Origin of the sequence: Brevibacillus aydinogluensis, from assembly GCF_961514395.1 — a bacterium.
Classification (GTDB): Bacteria; Bacillota; Bacilli; order Brevibacillales; family Brevibacillaceae; genus Brevibacillus; species Brevibacillus aydinogluensis.
The window spans coordinates 11,419-31,480 of sequence record NZ_OY569118.1 but is presented as its reverse complement, the minus strand read 5'-3'; the positions used below and the strand labels follow the sequence as shown (position 1 = coordinate 31,480).

The window sequence follows — 20,062 nt, the reverse complement described above, 5'->3', positions numbered from 1 at the left end:
GATTATTCTTCCACCACGTGCACTTTGAGCGTTGCCGTCACTTCGTTGTGCAGCTTAACCTTGATTTGCGTCACACCCAGCGAACGAATCGCTTCCATCTCCAGTTTGCGCTTGTCTACCTTGATGTTGAACTGCTCTTCCAAGGCTTGCGCCACCTGTTTGCTCGAAATGGCGCCGAACAGGCGGCCGCCCTCTCCCGCTTTTCCCGCTACTTTCACGGTCAGTTCGTTCAGCCGTTTTGCCAGTTCCTGAGCTTCCAGCTTCTCCTGCTCCTTGCGTTTTGCCTCGCTGCGCTTCTGCGCTTCCAGCGTCTTCAGGTTGGCCTCTGTCGCTTCCTTGACCAGTCCGCGCGGCAGCAGGAAGTTGCGCACATAGCCTTCCGACAGGTCTTTCACTTCGCCTTTTTTGCCTTGTCCTTTCACATCTTGCAGAAAAATGACTTTCATCGTCGTTTCCCCCTTTTCATCGAATACTGGTCGAGGGCAGAGCGTAACAACAGTGCCTTACGCGCGCCTAGACGACCTCATCGATTGCTTCTTTCAAGCGTTTGACCGCCTCTCGCAGGGAAATGCCCTCGATCTGGGTGGCCGCGCCGTTCAAGTGGCCGCCGCCGCCCAATCGCTCCATGATGGATTGGACGTTGATGTCCCCCAGGGATCGGGCGCTGATCAGCACGGTGTCATCGGCGCGTCTGGCGACGACAAACGACGCGGCAATCCCGGACAGCGACAGCAGTTGCTCCGCCGCCTGGGCCACCTGTACCTGTGTAAAGTCCTCGCTCGGATCGCCCACGGCAATCGCCATGTTGTCGCGGTACGTCTCCGTGTTCATGATGACGCGCGCCCGCTTTACGTACTGCTGCAAGTCTTCCTTCAGCAAGCGCTGAACAGCCGCCGTGTCTGCCCCGTTCCGGCGCAAAAACGATGCCGCTTCAAAGGTGCGCGAACCGGTGCGGAATGCAAAACTCTTGGTATCCACCACGATCCCGGCCAACAGGGCCGTCGCGATCAGGTTGTCGATGTTTAACCGTTCGCTCTGGTACTGCAACAGTTCCGTCACCAGCTCCGATGTGGAGGAGGCGTACGGTTCCAGGTACAAAAGCACCGGCTCGATGAACTCTTCGGAGCGGCGATGGTGGTCGATCACCACGATCCGGCTGGTCTCCTGCAATAGCTGCGGTTCGATGACCAGCGACGGCCGGTGTGTGTCGACGACGACGAGCAGCGTCCTGCCGGTGACAAGACGAATCGCCTGCTCCGGTGTAATGAACGAGTCGGCCAGCTCCGGATGGGCGTAGATCTCCTTCATCAGCCGCTCCACGGACGAGTTGCCTTCGTCCATGACGATGTAGGCCTCTTTGTTGTGGACCTGCACCGCCTTTAACACCCCGAGCGACGCGCCGATCGAGTCCATGTCCGGCTGCTTGTGTCCCATGACAATGACGTGCTCTGCTTCGTGGATCAGGTCGCGCAGCGCGTGCGCGATCACGCGGGCACGGACGCGCGTGCGCTTCTCCACGGCGTTGGATTTGCCGCCGTAAAACGTCAATTTGTTGCCCACTTTGACCGCGGCCTGGTCGCCGCCTCGACCCAACGCGATATCCAGGCTGGATTGGGCCATTTGTCCCAGTTCGATGTACGTGTCGGCTGCCGCCCCCACCCCGATACTGAGTGTCAGCGGTATCTTGTTGTCGGCCGTCATCTCCCGCACGACGTCCAAAATGTCGAAACGGCTTTCTTCCAATTTGTCCAGCGTCTCTCGCTCCATTAGTCCCAAAAACTTGTCGGCCGTGAGTCGACGCAGGTAGATGCCGTGCTTGTTGGCCCACTCCGTAATGACCCCGGACACGCTGGTGGATAACAGAGTGCGGCTTTGTTCGTCCATGACCTGTCCCACTTCGTCCAGATTGTCGAGGTGAATGATGGCGAGCACGGCCTTTTCGCGATGGTAGCGAAGCGACAGCTCTTTCATGTCGGTAATGTCCGTAAAGTAGAGCAGCCGCTCATCGGGCCGGATCAGCACTTCATAGGTACGTTCGTTGTAGGTAAACTCCAGTCGCTTCTGCTCCGGTTTCCAGCTCAGATGCGGAAAAACGTCCTGGAGACTTTTCCCGATCATCATTTCGTCTCCCGACATGTTCGTCATGAACGGGTTTACCCACTCGATTACCTTATCTTCGTTGTACAACAATATGCCGATCGGCAGTTCCTGGATGACGCCTTCTCCCGCTTTTTTCACGCGGTGCGTCACTGTAGCCAGGTATAGGCGCAGATCCCGTTGAAAGCCTTTTTCCGCTTGCAGGGCATAAAGAACCAGGCCAATCAGACAGATAATCCCGATCGCCCCGTACATCCAGTGATGCAGCGTCAAAATCCCCAACAGCAACAAGCTAAAGCTGAGAGCCAGGACCATATGCAGCCCGTACCAACGCTTTAACAGGAATTTGGGCATTTCCTCAGCCCCTCTTCACTCTTGTTTCCAGTTTTTTGCGCAATTGCAGCCCCAGATCTAAAATGCCTAATAAGCTAAGTATAGTAGTTAGGAACGGAAAAATAAATAGAGAGACAACAAGCGCCGGGGCTAATCGCTTCCATCCGTACAGATGACAGGCAAACAGAACGAAAGCCAATCCCTGCAGGACAAAGACGCCGTCCAGCATCACCTTTACGTTGAGAACGGCGCTTGACCAGAACGTTTCCTCCATCTCCTGTCCTACCACGAACAGACCGATCAGGGCAGCAAAATAGTAGTACAGCAGGGAGCGGGGAAAGCTCCACTCGCGCACCGGCTTCAGGGCGGGCACGGGGTACCCCAGCCGCTTGCCAATCAAGCGCGCCAGCCCGTGTGTGATGCCGCTCTGCAGGTAGCTGAACATGACCAGAAACGCCGGCAATACCATTTTGCCAAGCGCAAGGGACTGTTCAAACTGCTCTTTGGTCATAAACGACGGCTTGAAGGCTGCCGCCTCCCGCATGACCGCCTGGAAGTCGACATGCAGGACAAACGTTGCGAGAGCCAAAAAGGAAACGAATCCGAGAAACACCACGCCGGCTCCCGCCGTAATCGCAGACAGCGCCGTCCCGCGCTTGGCGTACATCACGCCCATGACGCCGCCCCACAGCCCGGACAAAAGCGCGATAAAGCCGGTCGTCGGCCCGATCAGCACTCCGCTCAACAAGGCAAAGCCTGTCACGATCCAAATCATGTTCGGGACCGTTCGTCTCATGCCCAACAGCACGAACGGCAGCGGAAGCAATAAGCTGGTTACGACGCCGAGCACCGTGTAGAGGCTGACAAACAGCAGCACCAGCGCGATGGCCAACAGCACGGCGTTCTCCGCCAGTTGTTTGGTTTTTGAAGGCATGGCGACACCTCACTGAAAATCTGGCAATGACAACAAATATGGAAAAAAGAGGGCCACACAATTGTGTCCCCCTTTTGCATTGTGTCAATTATTCAGCCGTGTACTGCAGCAGTGCCACTTGACGTGCACGTTTGATGGCTACGGTCAGCATGCGCTGATACTTCGCAGAAGTGCCGGTTACGCGACGAGGCAGGATTTTGCCGCGCTCGCTGATAAACTTCTTCAGCAGATCGGTGTCTTTGTAGTCGATGTGCTTGATTTTGTTTACCTTGAAGTAGCACACTTTGCGACGCTTGTTCGGACGTCCTTTGCGCGCCATGAAAAGTCCCTCCTTTTGCAGGAAATGTGAAGTTCTACGATTGAACGCAACCTCAAATCAGAACGGCAAGTCATCATCCGAAATGTTGATCGGCTTGCCAGCATTGGCAAAGGGATCTCCAAATGGATCAAAGTCGTCACGTTGGCCGCCGGTCGGTTTCCCGCCGCCAAAGCCGGGATCGTAACCTGCGCCTTCACTGCCACGCCCGCCCAAAAACTGGACGTTTTCCGCCACAACTTCCGTCACGTACACCCGTTTGCCTTCCTTGTTGTCGTAGGAACGCGTCTGAATGCGCCCTTCGACAGCCGCTTGTCTGCCTTTGCGCAGATACGTGGCGCACAAATCGGCCAGTTTCTGCCAGGCGACAATGTTAATGAAGTCGGCTTCCCGCTCGCCCGCCTGATTGGGGCGCGGACGGTTCACCGCGAGGGTAAAGGTGGCAACAGCGACACCGTTTGGCGTATAGCGCAACTCCGGATCTTTCGTCAGGTTTCCGATGAGAATGACTTTATTCATCTTGGGTCCCCCTCTGCCCGCGACGACGATTACTTCTCTTCACGAACAAACAAGTAGCGAATCACGTCGTCGTTAATTTTCATGAGACGCTCTGCTTCCGCAACAGCATCGGGATTCGCCTTGAAGTTCATCAAAACGTAGTAACCCTCACGGAACTTTTTGATCTCATACGCAAGACGACGCTTGCCCATCTCTTGAAGATTGGTCACTTCGCCGCCGAAGTTGGTGACAACTTCCTGGTAACGAGCAACGTTGGCTTTTACTTTCTCCTCTTCAAGGTCTGGACGCAATACGTACATTACTTCGTATTGACGCATACCTTTCACCTCCTTATGGACTTAGCGGCCCTGTACGGGCAAGGAGCGAGTGCAGATAGATAAGCATGGGACATGCACTCCATAAATACTCGCATTTTTGTATTATAGCAAAGCGCCTTCTGAGAGGCAAGGTTGAGTTCTATACGTTGAACCGGAAATGCATGACATCGCCGTCCTGGACGACGTACTCTTTCCCTTCCAGACGGTACTTGCCCTTTTCCCGGGCGGCCGCCACGGAACCGGCTTCCACCAGGTCGTCGTAGGAGATCACCTCGGCGCGGATAAAGCCCCGTTCAAAGTCGCTGTGGATCACTCCCGCTGCCTGCGGGGCCTTGGTGCCCTTGCGGATGGTCCACGCACGCACTTCCTGCACGCCGGCAGTGAAGTAGGTGATCAGTCCCAGCAGGTCGTAGGCGGCGCGAATCAGACGGTCGAGACCGGACTCCTTCAGCCCCAGCTCTTCGAGGAACATCTGCTTGTCTTCGCCTTCCAGCTCGGCGATCTCCGCCTCCACCTTGGCGCTGATCACGACCACCTGCGCCCCTTCCTCTGCTGCCTGCTTGCGCACCGCCTGCACGTGCGGATTGTTGTCGGCGTCAAGAATGCCGTCCTCCGCCACGTTGCACACGTACAGCACCGGCTTGATGGTCAACAGATGCAGATCGCGGATCAGTTTGCGTTCATCCTCGTCCAGCTCCACGCTGCGCGCCGGCTTGCCTTCTTCAAATGCCGCCTTCAGGCGTTCCAGCACGTCCAGCTCCTGCTTCGCCTCTTTGTCGCCCGCTTTTACCTTGCGGCCGATCCGGTCGATGCGCCGTTCGACCGACTCCAGGTCGGCAAAGATCAGCTCCAGGTTGATCGTCTCCATGTCGCTCAGCGGATCGACGCGCCCAGCCACGTGCGTGATGTTTTCGTCCTCAAAACAGCGCACCACGTGAGCGATCGCATCCACCTCGCGAATGTGTCCCAGGAATTGGTTTCCCAATCCTTCGCCCTTGCTGGCCCCTTTGACCAGACCGGCAATGTCCACAAACTCAAATGCCGTCGGAACCACCTTGTTCGGCACCACGATCTCCGTCAGCTTGGTCAGGCGCGGGTCCGGCACCTCGACAATACCCACGTTGGGGTCGATGGTACAGAACGGATAGTTGGCCGATTCGGCGCCCGCCTGCGTGATCGCGTTGAACAAAGTCGACTTGCCTACGTTGGGAAGGCCTACAATGCCACAAGATGCACCCATCTATATACACTCCTTGTTTTCATCCTCATATCCTTTTCAGTATATAGATTTGGCTGAAAGAATACAATTGTCTCCTTGTGGCAGCATATCCCTGCATGCGGTTGCGTCTGTGAGCGTCTTTTACGCTACTTACGTTAGCATCCTGTGCTGGGACAAAAAAAGCTCCCTTTCTTGCGGGACAGGGGCTATTTATACTTGTCCTGTTTGATAAAACCAGTCCTGAACACAACACAAAAATGAAACGCCACTGCTGAATACGAGGGCGCGTGTTACGTCATCATTTACTGTTTTTCATTTTCATCCTTTTGCTGCATAAAAGAACTCAATGGATCTTTGCCAACTCGACCGGACATCATATCGTCAAAAGGGGTATAATCTGTCCTGCTTGGCAGCTTGTTTTTTTTAATCGACTTATAAATCAACCACAGTAATCCTGATGCGATAACGAAGGTAAACAACAACGGGATTACACTCATTTGTTTCACCTTCATCAACCGAAGCTGAAGACAAAGTACATGGCATGGAGTGATGGGCCAAGCGAGCTCCTTTGACGACCTGCTCAGCGGAAAAACGCTAGACGCAGGGAAAAACAGGGGGCACAAGTTTCCTTTCGTCGAAACACCCAGATGTTTGCCCCCTGCCCGCGTCGCGTTTTGAAGCGGACATCATCTACTTCTTTGCTGGGCGTCAAGAGAGCCAGCGGGCCCGATCACCCATGCGCCACCAACTTTGTCTACACACGGAAACTCCCTTCACTGCCGAAGGGAGTTTCTCCTGCACTAATTCTTTTCGTTGACCAGCTTTTCCAGCTCGTTGAGCGTCTCCTCGAAGATCTCCATCGCCTGTTCGATCGGCTTGGAAGTGGACATGTCCACGCCTGCCGCTTTCAACACCTCGATCGGCGGCGCGGAGTTTCCTGCTTCGAGGAAGTTTTTGCGAATGCGGTCGACTGCCGGTTTGCCTTCGTCCAGCACCTGTTTGGCCAGAGCCTGGGAAGCGGCGAAGCTGGTGGAGTATTGGTAGACGTAGTAGCGGTAGTTGAAGAAATGCGGTACACGCGCCCATTCCATGGCGATTTCCTCGTCCGAGACCATGTCCTTGCCGTAGTACTTCTTGTTGAGGTCCAGATAAATCTGCTTGAGCGCTTCGGCGTTGAGCGATTCACCCGCCTGTTCCTTCTCGTGAATCAACCGCTCAAACTCGGCAAACTGGGTCTGTCTGAAAAGCGTGGAGCGGAAGTTCTCCAGGTAGTGATTGAGCAGGTACATTTTCTCTTCCTTGGTCTTGGCCTTTTCGTACATGCTCTTGAACAGCAGCGTTTCGTTCATCGTGGACGCCACTTCCGCCGTAAAGATCGGATAGTTGGACGTGATGTACGGCTGCGTCTTGTTGGTGTAGTACGACTGCATCGCGTGGCCCATTTCGTGGGCAATCGTAAACACGTCGTCCAGCGTGCCCTGGTAGTTGAGCAGCACGTACGGGTGCGTGTCATACGCTCCCCACTGGTACGCCCCGCTGCGCTTGTCGTCGGTGGAGTAGACGTCCACCCAGCCGCCTTCCAGGCCCTCGGCCAGCACCTTCACGTAGTCGTCCCCCAGCGCCTGCAGTCCGTCGATGACCATCTTCTTGCCTTCCTCGTACGGAATGTACTTGTCGTCAGACGGCACGATCGGCACGTAAATGTCGTACATGTGCAATTCCTTGACGCCGAGCATTTTCTTCTTGAGCGCGATGTAGCGGTGCAACAGCGGCAGGTTTTTGTTCACGGTTTCGATCAGTTCGTCGTACACTTTCGTAGGGATGTTGTTGGGCGTCAGGCTGGCCTCCAGCGCAGAGCCGTAATTGCGCGCCTGGGCGTAAAAGTTGTCCGCTTTTACTTTGGCTGCCAGCGTCTGGGCAAAAGTGTCCTGGAAGTCTGTCAGCGCCTGATAGTATGCCTTGAACGCATCTTTCCGCACCCGCGGGTCCTTGCTCTCCAGATAGGAGACGAAGTTGGCCCGCGTCAACTGCACTTCATTCCCCTTTTCGTCCTTGATTTTTGGAAATTTCACGTCCTTGGAGAGCATGCTGTAGATGTTGGTCGGCGAGTTGCCCAGCGGCGACGATTTGGCCAGCAATTCCTCCATCTCTTTGGGCAGCGAGTACGGTTTGGTGCGGATCATGTCCTCCAGCATCATTTTGTACGGCGCCAATTCCTTGGCTTCCAGGAAGCTCTTCATCTTGCTGTCCGGAATGGCGACGATCTCCGGCTGCATCCACGAGGTCTTTTCGGAGACCAGCGTGTTCATTTTTTCCGCCCGGTCGGCCAGCTTTTGCAGTTCGGGATTTGCCGAGTTGACGTCCAGAGCCATGTTGGCGTAGACGTACGCCTTGTCGTTCAAGCGCATCAGCGCACTGTAGTCGTCCAACGCCTGCAGCAGCGATTGCACCGATTGGCCCAGTTTGCCCTGATGCTTGGTAAACGCATTTGCCAGCGCTTCCACCTTGGCGACGTCCTTCTCCCAGTCCTGAACAGTCGGGTAGATATGATCCAACTTCCATTTGTATTTGTCGGGAATTTCGGCGCGGGATTTGTAAACGGGCGCTTCAGCCGCAGCCGCCACCGCCGCCGTGCTGTACGGGATAAACGGGGAAGATACGGTCGTCAACGCGATTGCCAGCGCCGTCAAAGATGCCAACGCATGCTTTTTCACACAGAATCGCCCCTTTTCTTTATGTTATATCTTTGCTAAATACTGTAATTATATCCCTCCCCCTAAATTCCTTCTTACTAATAAAAATATTTAAAATATTTAATACTATTTATCCAAAGATTTGCATTGTTTGTGAATAAAACTGTGAATAATATTTGGCGCATCGTATGGTTATCCACAGTTTTAGCGGCAAATTCCCGGAAAAACGACCTGGTTGTCCACATTTTTGTGGATAGTATTGTGTATAACTTAATTTCCGCGCAGCGTGACAAACGCCCATACCGCCTCCTCTCCTCTGACATAGCATAGGTAATGAATCCAGGGTAGGAGGTGTTAGCTAGTGGGTATCTTCAACGGCCGCTTCGACGGTTTCGCGCTTGTGCTGGTTCTCTTCATCCTGCTTGTTATCGTTGGTTGTGACTGCGAGTAACGTCCCCGCGCTATCCAAGCTATATAAGGTGTACAACCGTTTGAAGCGAGCATATCCATCCCCGGCATCGCTTCGACAGCGGCTTTGCCTGAATATCGAGAGGGTAACCACACGAGGTGTTGCGCAAGGCCAGACGGCAACCGACCGGGTCCCTTGCCTTTTGCCATCATTGACCAAACGAAAGAGGATGCAACCTGTGACGCGTCGCATCCTCTTTCCTTGTGCTCGCTTGTTCGATTTTGCTGTGCTTGCCATCGTTTTCGCCGACCCGGCATTCCAGCCGTGAACGGTTACGATTCCGGCTGTTCCTCTGCCCGAACCAGCACTTTTTTCATTTTCCGCTCAAATTCCAGACGCGGGATCATCACGCTGTGTTCGCACCCGGTGCATTTAATGCGGATGTCCATACCCATGCGGATTACTTTCCAGGCGTTTGTCCCACATGGATGGGGCTTTTTCATCTGCACGATGTCCCCCAGGGCAAACTGCTTACGTTCCATGCTTCTCCCTCCTTTTCCTCTTGTCAGGCTTGTCCTTTTGGCTGGAACACCAACCGCGGATACGGAATTTCGATGCCGCGGGCGTCGAACTCCCGCTTGATCATCGCCCGCAGCTTGCGGCTCACACCGTGATGGGTGTTCGGTTTGCATTCCGCCGTCACGCGCATGATCACTTCCATCGGACCGAAGGCGTGAACGCCAAGCAATTGCGGTTCCGCGACGATATCCGGTACTTCGTCCTGCGCCTTTTTGATGATCTCTTTCAGGACGCGTTCGACGTTGTCCAGATCCTCTTCATAGGCAACCGATACGTCCACGACCGCCAACGTGTTTTGCAGCGAATAGTTGGTCACCTGCGTGATGCTGCCGTTGGGGAAAATGTGAACCTCCCCCGTCCAACTGCGAATCCGGGTGATCCGCAGGCCGATCTCCTGCACCGTACCCGTCATGTTGTTGATCGTGACCACATCGCCCACGGCGAACTGATCTTCAAAAATGATGAAGAAGCCGGTGATCACGTCGCGCACCAGGCTTTGCGCGCCAAACCCGACTGCCAGCCCCAGCACCCCTGCGCTGACCAGCACGGGACGCAGGTCGACGCCCAACTGCTGCAGTGTCAGCAAGATGGCCAAAAAATAGATCGAGTAACGAGCGACGTTGTTCACCAGCACCCGCAGCGTGTCGACCCGCCGCTGCTCGATCTGCAGCTTGCTCCCCCGCCGATGTTGAAACACCCGGTTTACCGCCGCCTGGACGAGCGCCACCACGATGCGGGACAAGATGATAATCAGCAGGATTTTCAGGACGATCGCTCCGATTGTGATCCATGTGTCGGGATTGGTCAGGTAAGCGCTCGCTTGCGCATACAACGTCTCAAACCATCGCTCCTGTTTGGCAATTTCCTCTGTCACGTTTACTGCTCCTTCCTGTTTCCGTGTTCGTCGATTTCGTGGTAGCAGTCGGAAAACAAGCGAAAGTAGCCGCGAATTTCTACATGCTGCCCTTCGATGATTTCTCTGGCCTGCCGGTAATCAGCCAGCGGGAACTCAATGGACAAGGCGCAGCCGGCCGTGATTTCTTTCGGGGTCGGACGAGTGTCAATGTCGATATCGGCATACTCCAGCAGCATCTCCGCCCGCAGTGCCTGCTGGGTGGAATCGAACGCGATCAGTACAGTCTCGCCTTCCACATCGAGCCCCTCCCTCCACTTTTTCTGTTCCCATTGTACCTGTTCGGATACAACCGCGCCAGTTTCCCCGGTTGTAAAGAATTGCTTCTGCGGGTAATGCGTCAAGGCATAGAAATGAAACAGGCCCATCACGCTTTGCCTGTCGTTGTTTCACTATCCAGAGCGTTCAAAACAGCCGCAACCTTTGTATTAGCTGGTATAAAAAAACCCGTCCGGTACTATACTGTGAATACTTTTGGTGTGAACCGCATTCGGTGTTATCGGCCTTGAACGACGCGAGACTTGGGGGTAGTCATGAACCTGTTTGATAGCCAGCGCAAGGACAGCTCCTTGCCACCGTTTACCGTCGAGTATCGAAATGAAACCGCCGCAGATCAGTTGGCTCAACACCTGGCGCAGCGCATCCTCCTGAAAACGCAACGCGACGACATCGTCATCCTCTGCATCGGAACCGACCGTTCTACCGGCGACGCGCTTGGGCCGTTGGTCGGCAGCAAATTGAAAGCCCGCACGCACCACCTGTTGCACGTATACGGAACCCTGGAAGAACCCGTGCACGCCATGAATCTCCGCGAAAAACTGGATGAAATTAACCGGACCCATCCACAGGCACTGCTCATCGCCATCGACGCCTGTCTCGGCCAGTTTAGCAATGTGGGCAATATCAACGTGGCGGACGGGCCCCTGAAGCCAGGCGCCGGCGTAAAAAAGGACCTGCCCTCGGTCGGTACCTTTCACATTACCGGCATCGTCAACGTCGGTGGTTTCATGGAGTATTTCGTCCTGCAAAACACCCGGCTCTACGTGGTCATGCGCATGGCGGAGATTATCGCCAATGCCCTGTTTCAGGCCGCGCTGATTGTTTCCGGGGATCAAAACAAACTGGGCACGGCGCTGCAAGAGTAAGAAACGCTTCAACCATTCTGATAAAAAAAAGACTTGTTTCCTTACGGGGAATACAAGTCTTTTTGCTGTTATGACAAGATGGTCAATCGCCGCCTGGCCACATTCACGGTGATCGGCGTAACGCCCGCCATTTCGCCGTCGGCATGCACCACCATTGGTCGTTCCGATTGAATGGTGATGGTAGAGCCGCGAAAAAAGCGAGCCGCCGGATGATGTACATGTTTGCCCGTATAAATCAGCGGAAAGGCCCGAAGCAGGCTCCAGCGGCTGGCGTGGCTGACCACACAGATGTCTGCTCGGCCGTCGTCCGGAACCGCATCTGGACAAATCTGCATCCCTCCACCGTAACTGGATATGTTTGCAACAGCGATCAGCCAGACGTTTTCCAGCGTCTCCTGACGGTCGTCGATCACAACCGTCACCGAGCAGGGCTTGTATGTGAGCAGAACGCGCACAACTGCAAGGAAATAAGCCAGGACTCCCAGCTTGATCTTGTTCAGCCACCGTTTATAGCGCGCCCGGTTTGCCGTTACTGCCACCTGACCGTCCAATCCGGCGCCAACGGAATTTATCGCCACCATTCCGTTGAGCTGGAGCACATCAATCGTTTTGGTTACATTTCCTTGCAAAATCTTCTCCAACGCCTGGAGCGGATCGCGCGGCAAATTGTGTCCGCGGGCAAAGTCGTTCCCCGATCCCGCCGGAATATGGCCAAACGCACAGGCAACCTGCGATTCGTGAATTCCGTTTACCACTTCATTGACCGTTCCGTCACCGCCCACTGCCACAATTCCGGTTACGCTTCCGTTTTGCAGCACGTCCACGGCAAGCTGCTTCGCTTCGCCCGCCATGGACGTCTTACGCACCAAGTACGCGACGTTCCTCTGCCTCAATTCCTCCTCCAGCTGCTTCCATACCATTGCTCCCCTGCCGTTCCCCGAAACGGGATTCACAATGAATCCAAGCATTCTGCCCTCTCCCCCGCGAAGTTACTTGAGTTTATGACTGTATTATCATATGATCCCGTTCATCATCATCATAAAACAAAAACCGAGCATGTTATCAGGGATTCACCCTGACACCGCTCGGCTTTAGCTGGATTAGGAAGTTAATGACCTGCCTGTCTCGATCAATGTTTTCATACCGGACAGAACGATCGGCAATCCCTCTTCCAATACACGGGATGTATTTGGTGCTTCCTCAAACTCGTCGTGCACGACAGTCACCAATGTCACTCCGGCAAACTCAGCATGCGGCTCGATCTCCCAAGTCAAACGTGATGGCTTCTCCTCCGCGGTGTCGGCTTGCACAAGCAGTTGCCATGTCATCACCAGCCGACGGGGCGGCTCCACGACAAGAAACTCCCCTTTTGCCTGCAGCTGCCCTTGGGGATTCCATATCTCATACGGACAGCCTGCTTTGAATTCACCTTTAATCATTCCATTATACCAATATTGAGAAGTCAGCGAAGGATTGGTCAGCGCGTTCCAGACCTGTTCCGGATTTGTTTTGATCGCAATGCGGTTAATATGCCTGGGCTTTTGTTCCATGGCGGGTCCACTCTCCATCTCTTTTTTTAGCAGGCTTAATCCCGACACCCACGGTTCGGCGTACTTGCTTACCCACCTGTCGTAGATTTGGCGAATGGCTACAGGGTTCAAGTAGTGGTACTTCTCCCGCCCTACCTTACACGTAGTAAGCAGGCCCGCTTCCTCCAGAATGCGAAGATGCTTCATAACGCCGAATCGGGACATCTGCAGATGAGTGCAGAGATCATGTAATGTTCGGCCATCCTTTTCATACAACAGGTCCAACAGTGTTCGCCTGCTGGGATCGGCCAGTGCTTTAAATATATCGTCCATATGGAAATGCCTCCATGATGTCCACGAACTAGGCAATGGTAAAACATATCAATAACCATTGACATGTTACCATATAGTAACATATATTAAAAGTGACCATTTGGTCACATATTATGACGCACGGGATGTTCTGCCGGCAACCATCACGTTGCAACTCCTGGGGGTGATTTGGCAGCTGAAACTTGCTTATTTCGTTGCCATTCTGAATGCGGCGGTGATTGGCGTAACGTTTCTGCTTGTCAAACTGACGTTGACCTTCGCTACTCCTCTCGATACGTTGACCTACCGTTTCGCCGTCGCTTTTGCGGTCATGATTGTCCCGGCGATCTTTGGATTCTTCAAACTGGGCTACCGCGGCAAACCGCTGTTTTCCTTGCTGCTGCTGGCCTCCTTATACCCAATCGCTTACTTCGTGCTGCAAACATATGGGCTCCAGCATGCTGCGTCTGCGGAAGGCGGCATCATCAGCGCCATGACGCCAGCCGTCACGATGATATTTGCTTCCGTCTTTTTAAAAGAAACGACCACCTTGATGCAGAAGCTCTCTCTTCTTCTGTCTGCGAGCGGCATTGTGTTCATTTATACCATGAATGGCGCAAGCGACTGGTCGCGGACCACCGGCATCGCCTTGCTCGTTCTCGCATGTGTCACATTAGCCGGGTACAACGTGCTGGCCCGATTGGTCACCAGACATTTCAGTGCTATGGAAATCAGTTTTTTTATGGTGGGGATCGCATTCGTCTCATTTTTGACTGCATCCCTTGGCATCCATGCTGCGGCAGGAACGATTGATACCTTTGTCGCTCCTCTTTCCAGCGGTGTCTTTATCGCCTTGATCAGCTGTCTTGGCTTGATTCAAGTGGCAACTGCCTATATGGCCAATTTTGTCTTATCCCGGATGGAAGCCGCCAAGATGAGCGTATTCTCCCACTTGTCCACGATTATCGCCATCGGAGCGGGTGCGTTGATCTTGGAGGAGAGCGTTACTTGGAGTCATCTATGCGGCGCTGTCCTGATTATCTCCGGGGTCATTGGAGTGAATATGCCGTGGAATGTTTCTAGCACATCAGCAAAGCAGCTGAAAAAAACAAGCAAAGCGAGGTCATAATGATGCACATTGCCATGATCGCCGGGAGCAACCGGCAAAACGCGACAAGTACAAGTGTGCTTCGTTATATCGAAACCATTCTGAAAGCCCGAAACATCCAGGTCTCCTTTATCGATCTGGCGGTTGTGCGGCTGCCGCTCTTTTCCCCCGATGCGGAAGATGTTCACCCGGAAGCAGATTTTATGATCAGATCAGTCAAACAAGCTGACGGCCTCATCCTGGCAACTCCCGAATACCATGGTTCCATCTCCGGTTCGTTGAAGAATGCGCTGGATTATTTGGATAACAGCCACGTAGCGGGCAAGCCGGTATTGACCGTAAGCTCGGCAGGCGGGCGTCTCGGTGTGAGTTCACTTGTCCATTTGCAAAGCATCATCCGGAATCTTCACGGTATTCTAAGTCCGGAATGGATCTCGATCGGGGACGGTCACCCCCTCTTTGATCGGGATGGGGCTCCTCGAGATCCGGAGATATTACAGCGCATTGATCAAGCCGTTGAACAATTTATCGAACTCGTGAGGAAGTTGGGAAACGACACACAACCTAGGAAAGTGATGATGGAATCATGATGACCCCCGCTGAAATCAAAACATACTTGAAAAGAATCGGCATTGAGGACATACAGCCGCCAACCTTGTCTTACCTCACGCAGCTTCACAGAGCGCATGTGGCATCCATCTCCTGGCAAACCATTGATATCGTCGCCGGCAGACCGGCTCCGATCGATCTGGATGAGTGCGTCCGGCTCATGCTGAGTAACCGCAGCGGTTATTGCTTTCACTTGAACGGCGCATTCAGTGTGCTTCTTCGTTCGCTTGGCTTCCGGGTTTTTTGGCATAGAGCCGGCGTCCAGCCTCTGGGGCAGGAACCTCGGATCAATTCCTTTCACCTCGGGTTAACCGTCAGCCTGCCGAATGAAGAGCAACAAGAACAGCGATACATCGTCGATGTGGGATTGGGCGATATGCCCTATGAACCAATCCCGCTGCAGATCGGCACTTACGAACAAGGGCCGCTGCGCTACCAGGTTGAGAGCTCCGGCGTCGTTCAAGGCGGTTGGCGGCTTGTTCATGACCCGAACGCATCGTTTGTCGGTGTAGATTTTGCTCCTGATGACTTGGAGGACCTGGAAGAGTTCAAACCCAAACACGAATTTTACAGCACGTCGCCGGAGTCACCCTGGTATAAGCTGTTTCTTGTTCGGCACAGACACGCCACGGGCAGTAATGAATTGAGAGGCTGTATATGGAACAAGCGGGGAATCGATGGGATTGAGAAAATCGAACTCCGTACAAAATCGCAATGGCTGGAAGTGCTGGGAGATGTGTTTCAGGAGCATTTGGTCAATTATAGCAAGCTGGAGCGTGACGATCTATGGAATCGGGTATGGAACTACCATGAGGAATGGAAAAAAGCGAATCAAAAATAAACGGGGACCAATCCAGTTTCGTTGCAAAAAAACCGTCAGGGATATGTTTCGTTCCCTGACGGTCCTCTATTTGTGGTCATGGTTGCCATGCAATTGCCCGCACGGTTTTCTACACACATATTGACTCTGCATTTATTTGCGGCCAAAGGAATAATTCGTCCACGTTATTTGAAGAAGGTGTCCAACCACTCCACAAGCGGAACACTCACTGCCGCAATTACCAGTGCAGGCAGCATATTGGCGACATTGATTTTCCGCAATTCCAAAATGTTGATGCCGATCGCGATAATCATCAATCCCCCTACCGCCGTTACCTCCGCCAGGATGGCCTCCAGCATCGCCGGGCTGACCAGACTGTTGATTTGTGTGGCCAACAGGGCAATCGTTCCCTGATAGAGAAAGACGGGAATCGCGGAGAAGATGACGCCTATGCCCAATGTCGATGAAAAGATGATCGCCGACAAGCCATCCAGCATAGATTTCGTGTACAAAATGTCGTGGTTGTTGCGCAAACCGCTGTCCAACGAACCCAACACGCCCATGGCACCGATGCAGTACACCAGCGTTGCCGTTACAAACCCGGTAGCGATTGTCCCCTGTCGGTTTCCCCCCATCTTTTTCTCCAGCCATTGGCCCAAGCGATTCAGGTTTTTATCGATGCCCATCAGTTCTCCGATGATCGAGCCCAGCACGATGCTGACAATCATGATCAAAATGTTGTTCGTATCCAGGCTCATTTTCACTCCCAGCACGATAACGGCAAGAGCAATCCCCTGCATCACCGTCTGCCGGATTGATTCCGGGATGCCGGACAACAAGCGCCCCAGCAATGCTCCCGCCGCAATGGCAAGCGTATTTACCAGTGTCCCCAACAAAAACACGTTCTCCACTCCTCTGTGATCGCAGCTTTTGGAAGAACTCCGTTTTGCCATTTCTGTACGCGGTGCTTTTACCGGGGGCTTTTACACAGGGCATTCGAAACAGCCTCTTCTGCACATATGTACAAAGCTGTTTTCACTCTGCCGTTATTCCCTCTTTCGCCTTTCCCTGCAAAGCGCTGCCGCGAAGGCACAGCCGCCTTCTTATGTTCCTCCTCAAGCGTTCTCTCCTTGCTGTTTCATGCCGTTCGCGGAATTTCCATCTGGTTGTTGCCGGTGCAATCATGTCAGAATCTCTGTCTCACCAGGGACTCTGCCGGTCATCACCTGAGCAGGCAACGTGGCCTCTTCCGCCTACGCCGGGTTGAACGCGGACGCAATCTCGCGGACCGCTTCCAGCAGCGCGTCTACGTCTTCCTCCGTATTAAAGACGCCAAAGCTGACCCGCACGGCTCCTCGCTGTTCCGTTCCTGCGGTCTGGTGTCCCAGCGGCGAGCAGTGGTAGCCGGCCCGCGTCGCAATCCCGTACTGCTGATCCAGGATAAAAGACGCCTCCGCAGCATCAACGCCTGCGATGTTAAAGGAAACGACGCCGACTCTTTCCGTTTCAATGCCCGGTCCGTACCATTCCACTCCCGGAATCTCCTGCAGTCCCGATATCGTCCGCTTCGTCAGTTCCCACTCATGTGCACGAATGGCTTCCACGCCTTTTTCCATGACAAACGTCACTCCGGCCAACAGACCAGCCAATCCCGTCGTGTTGACTGTTCCGCTCTCATAGCGGTCCGGCCTGGTCGTCGGCTGTTCGATTGCTTCTGATTGACTGCCTGTCCCTCCGTGGATCAGCGGCTCCAGATCTATTGACTCGTGAACGTACAGGCCGCCGGTCCCCTGGGGCCCGTAAAGTCCCTTGTGTCCGGGGAATGCCAGCATGCCGATGTTCATTTGCTCCACGTCGATCGGCAAGACCCCTGCCGATTGGGACGCGTCCACAAGCAATACGACACCGTGCCGCTTCGCCACTTCCCCCAATTCGGCGACCGGCAGAATCACCCCGGTCAAATTGGAGGCGTGGCTGACCACCAATAGTTTCGTTTTAGGCGTGATCGCCCGATCAAAATCTTCCGCGTGAAACCGTTGGTCGTCTCTCGGTTCCACATAGGTTATTTCCACCTGTTTGGTCCGACGCATGTACTCCAGCGGACGGCGCACGGAGTTGTGCTCAATCGACGATGTGACGACATGGTCCCCTTCTTTCAAAAACCCTTTGATCGCTTGATTCAGCGCCTGGGTCGCATTGAGATAAAAAAAGAGGTTATTCGGGTTTTGAATCCCAAACAACCGAGCCAATTGCACCCGCGTCCGAAACACGGTCTTGCTCGCCTTCATCGCCAACGCGTGCCCGCCTCTGCCCGGATTGGCCGCAAACTCATCAAGCACCTCAGCCATCATTTCCTTTACCCCGGGCGGTTTGGGCCAGGTAGAAGCAGCATTGTCCAGGTAAATGATCCGCATTGCTTCCTCCTTATGGGGTTACTCCACATACAAAATGTCCAATATGCGCTGCAAGTCTTCCTGCGAGTAGAAGTCGATCTCGATTTTCCCCCGTTTGGTTCCCTTTTTAATCTTCACCGATGTGCCAAGACGGCTGCGCAAACGTTCCTCCAGTTCCATGAGCTGGGGTTCCTTTTTGGGCTTTTTCTTCTTCGGTGTTTCACGTGAAACATTCAGTTGTTTCACCATTTCCTCCAACTGCCGCACACTCAATCCCTTTTTGACGACATCATTGGCAAGCTGGAGTTGTACCGTTTCCTTTTCCACGGACAACAATGCACGGGCATGTCCCATCGACAGCTCTGACGCTGACACCATTTCGCGAATCTTTTTGGGCAGCTGTAGCAGGCGCAGCATATTGGCCACGTGCGGTCTGCTCTTGCCGATCTTTTGGGCCAACTGTTCCTGCGTATACGAATGATGAGCGATCAGCTTTTCGTACGCTTCCGCTTCTTCGAGCGGATTCAGATCTTCCCGCTGAAGGTTTTCGATCAGGGCAATCTCCATCAACTGTTGGTCGGAGTACGCCTTGACCACGGCGGGCACTTTTTTCAATCCGACCGATTTGGCTGCCCGCAATCGCCGTTCTCCCGCCACCAATTCATAGCCTTTGATGCTTTTTCGCACAATCAGCGGCTGAATGATACCGTGTTCCTTGATCGACTGAGCCAGTTCTTCGATCGCTGTCGGTTCAAACTCTTTCCGTGGTTGATACGGGTTGGGACGAATATCTCCGACGGCGATCTCCGTTACGCTCTCACCCTCTTCAATGAGATTGGACGTGATCAACGCGTTCAAACCTTTCCCTAAGCCCCTGCTCATACCCCTACCACTTCCTTCGCCAAGTCGGTATACACTTCCGCTCCGCGAGAGCGCGGATCATACGTGATAATCGCCTGTCCGTGCGACGGCGCTTCACTCAAGCGCACATTGCGGGGAATAATCGTCTTGTACACCTTTTCCTGAAAGTACTTCTTCACTTCTTCAATTACCTGCAGTCCCAGGTTGGTACGCGCATCCAGCATGGTCAGAACGACGCCTTCGATCGTCAGCTGAGAGTTCAAATGTTTCTGAACCAGGCGGATCGTGTTCAGCAGTTGGCTCAATCCTTCCAGCGCATAGTACTCACACTGGATCGGAATCAGCACCGAATCCGCCGCCGTCAGGGAATTCACCGTCAGGATTCCGAGCGAAGGCGGACAATCGATAATGACGTAATCGTATTTGTCTTTGACGACTTCCAGTGCCTTTTTTAACCGAACCTCACGCGAGATGGTTGGGACGAGCTCAATTTCCGCACCGGCCAATTGAATGGTAGCAGGGATGATCATCAGACCATTGATGTCAGTGGGCAACGTGGCATCTACGGGGCTGACATCATTGATGAGCACGTCGTAGATACAGTAGCGCACATCCGCTTTGTTCACACCAATCCCGCTGGTTGCGTTCCCCTGCGGATCAATGTCCACCAGCAGCACTTTCTTTCCCAACGTAGCCAAACAAGCGCTGAGGTTGACGGACGTGGTCGTCTTTCCTACGCCACCTTTCTGGTTTGCTACCGCAATGATTTTACCCAACTTCTCCACCTCATTTTTACACCATTCTACTAACCATGTTACCAGATTTAATCCAGAGTCGTACGCTGGAATTTAGAATTGAAACATTTTTCCACCCAAGGGCCCGAAGTGCCTCTTCGTCCTCCCAAATCATCAAAATGGGACGAGAGCCAAAAAGAAAGGCGGCTGTTGTCCGCCACC

The 20,062-nt window shown here is 53.7% G+C and carries 23 protein-coding genes; 5 read left to right on the top strand and 18 right to left on the bottom strand.

Features of this window, described 5'->3' with window-relative positions:
* Positions 1 to 2 precede the first annotated feature (2 nt).
* The 9 genes from rplI to pepF form a co-directional block, all read right to left on the bottom strand.
* Positions 3 to 446 carry a 50S ribosomal protein L9 gene (gene rplI, locus Q7F15_RS00170; RefSeq protein ID WP_171563923.1) on the bottom strand — a complete coding sequence of 148 codons (444 nt, stop codon included), beginning with the start codon at positions 444 to 446 and terminating at the stop codon, positions 3 to 5.
* A 67-nt stretch (positions 447 to 513) separates the two neighbouring features.
* Positions 514 to 2,451 carry a DHH family phosphoesterase gene (locus Q7F15_RS00165; protein ID WP_171563922.1) on the bottom strand — a complete coding sequence of 646 codons (1,938 nt, stop codon included), beginning with the start codon at positions 2,449 to 2,451 and terminating at the stop codon, positions 514 to 516.
* Positions 2,452 to 2,455: 4 nt separating this feature from the next.
* The gene (locus Q7F15_RS00160) at positions 2,456 to 3,364 is read right to left on the bottom strand and encodes a DUF2232 domain-containing protein (RefSeq protein WP_171563921.1); all 909 of its coding nucleotides are present in this window, start codon (positions 3,362 to 3,364) and stop codon (positions 2,456 to 2,458) included.
* A gap of 88 nt (positions 3,365 to 3,452) precedes the next feature.
* Positions 3,453 to 3,683, bottom strand: coding sequence for a 30S ribosomal protein S18 (gene rpsR / locus Q7F15_RS00155; protein WP_171563920.1), 231 nt, complete (start codon positions 3,681 to 3,683; stop codon positions 3,453 to 3,455).
* Between the two features lie 57 nt (positions 3,684 to 3,740).
* Positions 3,741 to 4,199, bottom strand: coding sequence for a single-stranded DNA-binding protein (locus Q7F15_RS00150; RefSeq protein ID WP_171563919.1), 459 nt, complete (start codon positions 4,197 to 4,199; stop codon positions 3,741 to 3,743).
* Positions 4,200 to 4,228: 29 nt separating this feature from the next.
* Positions 4,229 to 4,516, bottom strand: coding sequence for a 30S ribosomal protein S6 (rpsF, locus tag Q7F15_RS00145; protein ID WP_171563918.1), 288 nt, complete (start codon positions 4,514 to 4,516; stop codon positions 4,229 to 4,231).
* Between the two features lie 139 nt (positions 4,517 to 4,655).
* A complete protein-coding gene (gene ychF, locus Q7F15_RS00140) occupies positions 4,656 to 5,756 on the bottom strand; it encodes a redox-regulated ATPase YchF (RefSeq protein ID WP_171563917.1) in 1,101 nt (366 codons plus the stop codon).
* 281 nt (positions 5,757 to 6,037) lie between these two features.
* A complete protein-coding gene (locus Q7F15_RS00135; RefSeq protein WP_171563916.1) occupies positions 6,038 to 6,232 on the bottom strand; it encodes a DUF3951 domain-containing protein in 195 nt (64 codons plus the stop codon).
* 303 nt (positions 6,233 to 6,535) lie between these two features.
* Positions 6,536 to 8,449, bottom strand: coding sequence for an oligoendopeptidase F (pepF, locus tag Q7F15_RS00130; protein WP_171563915.1), 1,914 nt, complete (start codon positions 8,447 to 8,449; stop codon positions 6,536 to 6,538).
* A gap of 340 nt (positions 8,450 to 8,789) precedes the next feature.
* Here pepF and Q7F15_RS20510 point away from each other — a divergent pair, with 340 nt between their 5' ends.
* Positions 8,790 to 8,879 carry a YjcZ family sporulation protein gene (locus tag Q7F15_RS20510; protein ID WP_171563914.1) on the top strand — a complete coding sequence of 30 codons (90 nt, stop codon included), beginning with the start codon at positions 8,790 to 8,792 and terminating at the stop codon, positions 8,877 to 8,879.
* 290 nt (positions 8,880 to 9,169) lie between these two features.
* Here Q7F15_RS20510 and Q7F15_RS00120 read toward each other — a convergent pair whose 3' ends face one another.
* The 3 genes from Q7F15_RS00120 to Q7F15_RS00110 are packed head-to-tail and all read right to left on the bottom strand — an operon-like array spanning position 9,170 to position 10,568.
* Positions 9,170 to 9,379 carry a DUF951 domain-containing protein gene (locus Q7F15_RS00120; protein ID WP_171563913.1) on the bottom strand — a complete coding sequence of 70 codons (210 nt, stop codon included), beginning with the start codon at positions 9,377 to 9,379 and terminating at the stop codon, positions 9,170 to 9,172.
* 23 nt (positions 9,380 to 9,402) lie between these two features.
* On the bottom strand, positions 9,403 to 10,290 hold the full coding sequence (locus tag Q7F15_RS00115) for a mechanosensitive ion channel family protein (RefSeq protein WP_171563912.1): 888 nt from the start codon (positions 10,288 to 10,290) through the stop codon (positions 9,403 to 9,405).
* A 2-nt stretch (positions 10,291 to 10,292) separates the two neighbouring features.
* Positions 10,293 to 10,568 (bottom strand): putative Se/S carrier protein, encoded by a 276-nt coding sequence (locus Q7F15_RS00110; protein WP_171563911.1) that lies wholly within the window; start codon positions 10,566 to 10,568, stop codon positions 10,293 to 10,295.
* 294 nt (positions 10,569 to 10,862) lie between these two features.
* Here Q7F15_RS00110 and yyaC point away from each other — a divergent pair, with 294 nt between their 5' ends.
* Positions 10,863 to 11,474 (top strand): spore protease YyaC, encoded by a 612-nt coding sequence (yyaC, locus tag Q7F15_RS00105; RefSeq protein WP_171563910.1) that lies wholly within the window; start codon positions 10,863 to 10,865, stop codon positions 11,472 to 11,474.
* Between the two features lie 68 nt (positions 11,475 to 11,542).
* Here yyaC and Q7F15_RS00100 read toward each other — a convergent pair whose 3' ends face one another.
* Together Q7F15_RS00100 and Q7F15_RS00095 are read right to left on the bottom strand one after the other, a co-directional pair.
* Positions 11,543 to 12,442, bottom strand: coding sequence for a diacylglycerol/lipid kinase family protein (locus tag Q7F15_RS00100; protein ID WP_212133339.1), 900 nt, complete (start codon positions 12,440 to 12,442; stop codon positions 11,543 to 11,545).
* Positions 12,443 to 12,574: 132 nt separating this feature from the next.
* Entirely contained in the window at positions 12,575 to 13,336 is a 762-nt protein-coding gene (locus Q7F15_RS00095; RefSeq protein WP_171563908.1) for an ArsR/SmtB family transcription factor, read from the bottom strand.
* A gap of 100 nt (positions 13,337 to 13,436) precedes the next feature.
* Here Q7F15_RS00095 and Q7F15_RS00090 point away from each other — a divergent pair, with 100 nt between their 5' ends.
* The 3 genes from Q7F15_RS00090 to Q7F15_RS00080 are packed head-to-tail and all read left to right on the top strand — an operon-like array spanning position 13,437 to position 15,873.
* Positions 13,437 to 14,444, top strand: a complete 1,008-nt coding sequence (locus Q7F15_RS00090) for a DMT family transporter (RefSeq protein WP_230077577.1) — start codon at positions 13,437 to 13,439, stop codon at positions 14,442 to 14,444.
* Positions 14,444 to 15,013 (top strand): NADPH-dependent FMN reductase, encoded by a 570-nt coding sequence (locus Q7F15_RS00085; protein ID WP_304414853.1) that lies wholly within the window; start codon positions 14,444 to 14,446, stop codon positions 15,011 to 15,013. Before Q7F15_RS00090 ends, Q7F15_RS00085 begins: the two co-directional genes overlap by 1 nt.
* Positions 15,010 to 15,873, top strand: a complete 864-nt coding sequence (locus tag Q7F15_RS00080; protein ID WP_171563906.1) for an arylamine N-acetyltransferase family protein — start codon at positions 15,010 to 15,012, stop codon at positions 15,871 to 15,873. The genes Q7F15_RS00085 and Q7F15_RS00080 overlap by 4 nt, the downstream gene beginning before the upstream one ends.
* A gap of 164 nt (positions 15,874 to 16,037) precedes the next feature.
* Here Q7F15_RS00080 and Q7F15_RS00075 read toward each other — a convergent pair whose 3' ends face one another.
* The 4 genes from Q7F15_RS00075 to Q7F15_RS00060 all read right to left on the bottom strand — a co-directional run bounded on the left by Q7F15_RS00075 (position 16,038) and on the right by Q7F15_RS00060 (position 19,882).
* Entirely contained in the window at positions 16,038 to 16,754 is a 717-nt protein-coding gene (locus Q7F15_RS00075) for a DUF554 domain-containing protein (protein ID WP_171563905.1), read from the bottom strand.
* Positions 16,755 to 17,105: 351 nt separating this feature from the next.
* Positions 17,106 to 18,266, bottom strand: a complete 1,161-nt coding sequence (locus Q7F15_RS00070; RefSeq protein WP_171563904.1) for an aminotransferase class V-fold PLP-dependent enzyme — start codon at positions 18,264 to 18,266, stop codon at positions 17,106 to 17,108.
* A gap of 18 nt (positions 18,267 to 18,284) precedes the next feature.
* Positions 18,285 to 19,127 carry a ParB/RepB/Spo0J family partition protein gene (locus Q7F15_RS00065; protein WP_171563903.1) on the bottom strand — a complete coding sequence of 281 codons (843 nt, stop codon included), beginning with the start codon at positions 19,125 to 19,127 and terminating at the stop codon, positions 18,285 to 18,287.
* Positions 19,124 to 19,882 carry a ParA family protein gene (locus Q7F15_RS00060; protein WP_171563902.1) on the bottom strand — a complete coding sequence of 253 codons (759 nt, stop codon included), beginning with the start codon at positions 19,880 to 19,882 and terminating at the stop codon, positions 19,124 to 19,126. The genes Q7F15_RS00065 and Q7F15_RS00060 overlap by 4 nt, the downstream gene beginning before the upstream one ends.
* Between the last annotated feature and the right edge of the window lie 180 nt (positions 19,883 to 20,062).

Coding starts and splice junctions, on each gene's coding strand:
- rplI (WP_171563923.1), bottom strand. CDS start 446: ATGAAAGTCATTTTTCTGCAAGATGTGAAAGGACAAGGCAAAAAAGGC.
- Q7F15_RS00165 (WP_171563922.1), bottom strand. CDS start 2,451: ATGCCCAAATTCCTGTTAAAGCGTTGGTACGGGCTGCATATGGTCCTG.
- Q7F15_RS00160 (WP_171563921.1), bottom strand. CDS start 3,364: ATGCCTTCAAAAACCAAACAACTGGCGGAGAACGCCGTGCTGTTGGCC.
- rpsR (WP_171563920.1), bottom strand. CDS start 3,683: ATGGCGCGCAAAGGACGTCCGAACAAGCGTCGCAAAGTGTGCTACTTC.
- Q7F15_RS00150 (WP_171563919.1), bottom strand. CDS start 4,199: ATGAATAAAGTCATTCTCATCGGAAACCTGACGAAAGATCCGGAGTTG.
- rpsF (WP_171563918.1), bottom strand. CDS start 4,516: ATGCGTCAATACGAAGTAATGTACGTATTGCGTCCAGACCTTGAAGAG.
- ychF (WP_171563917.1), bottom strand. CDS start 5,756: ATGGGTGCATCTTGTGGCATTGTAGGCCTTCCCAACGTAGGCAAGTCG.
- Q7F15_RS00135 (WP_171563916.1), bottom strand. CDS start 6,232: ATGAGTGTAATCCCGTTGTTGTTTACCTTCGTTATCGCATCAGGATTA.
- Q7F15_RS00120 (WP_171563913.1), bottom strand. CDS start 9,379: ATGGAACGTAAGCAGTTTGCCCTGGGGGACATCGTGCAGATGAAAAAG.
- yyaC (WP_171563910.1), top strand. CDS start 10,863: ATGAACCTGTTTGATAGCCAGCGCAAGGACAGCTCCTTGCCACCGTTT.
- Q7F15_RS00100 (WP_212133339.1), bottom strand. CDS start 12,442: ATGCTTGGATTCATTGTGAATCCCGTTTCGGGGAACGGCAGGGGAGCA.
- Q7F15_RS00095 (WP_171563908.1), bottom strand. CDS start 13,336: ATGGACGATATATTTAAAGCACTGGCCGATCCCAGCAGGCGAACACTG.
- Q7F15_RS00085 (WP_304414853.1), top strand. CDS start 14,444: ATGATGCACATTGCCATGATCGCCGGGAGCAACCGGCAAAACGCGACA.
- Q7F15_RS00080 (WP_171563906.1), top strand. CDS start 15,010: ATGATGACCCCCGCTGAAATCAAAACATACTTGAAAAGAATCGGCATT.
- Q7F15_RS00070 (WP_171563904.1), bottom strand. CDS start 18,266: ATGCGGATCATTTACCTGGACAATGCTGCTTCTACCTGGCCCAAACCG.
- Q7F15_RS00065 (WP_171563903.1), bottom strand. CDS start 19,127: ATGAGCAGGGGCTTAGGGAAAGGTTTGAACGCGTTGATCACGTCCAAT.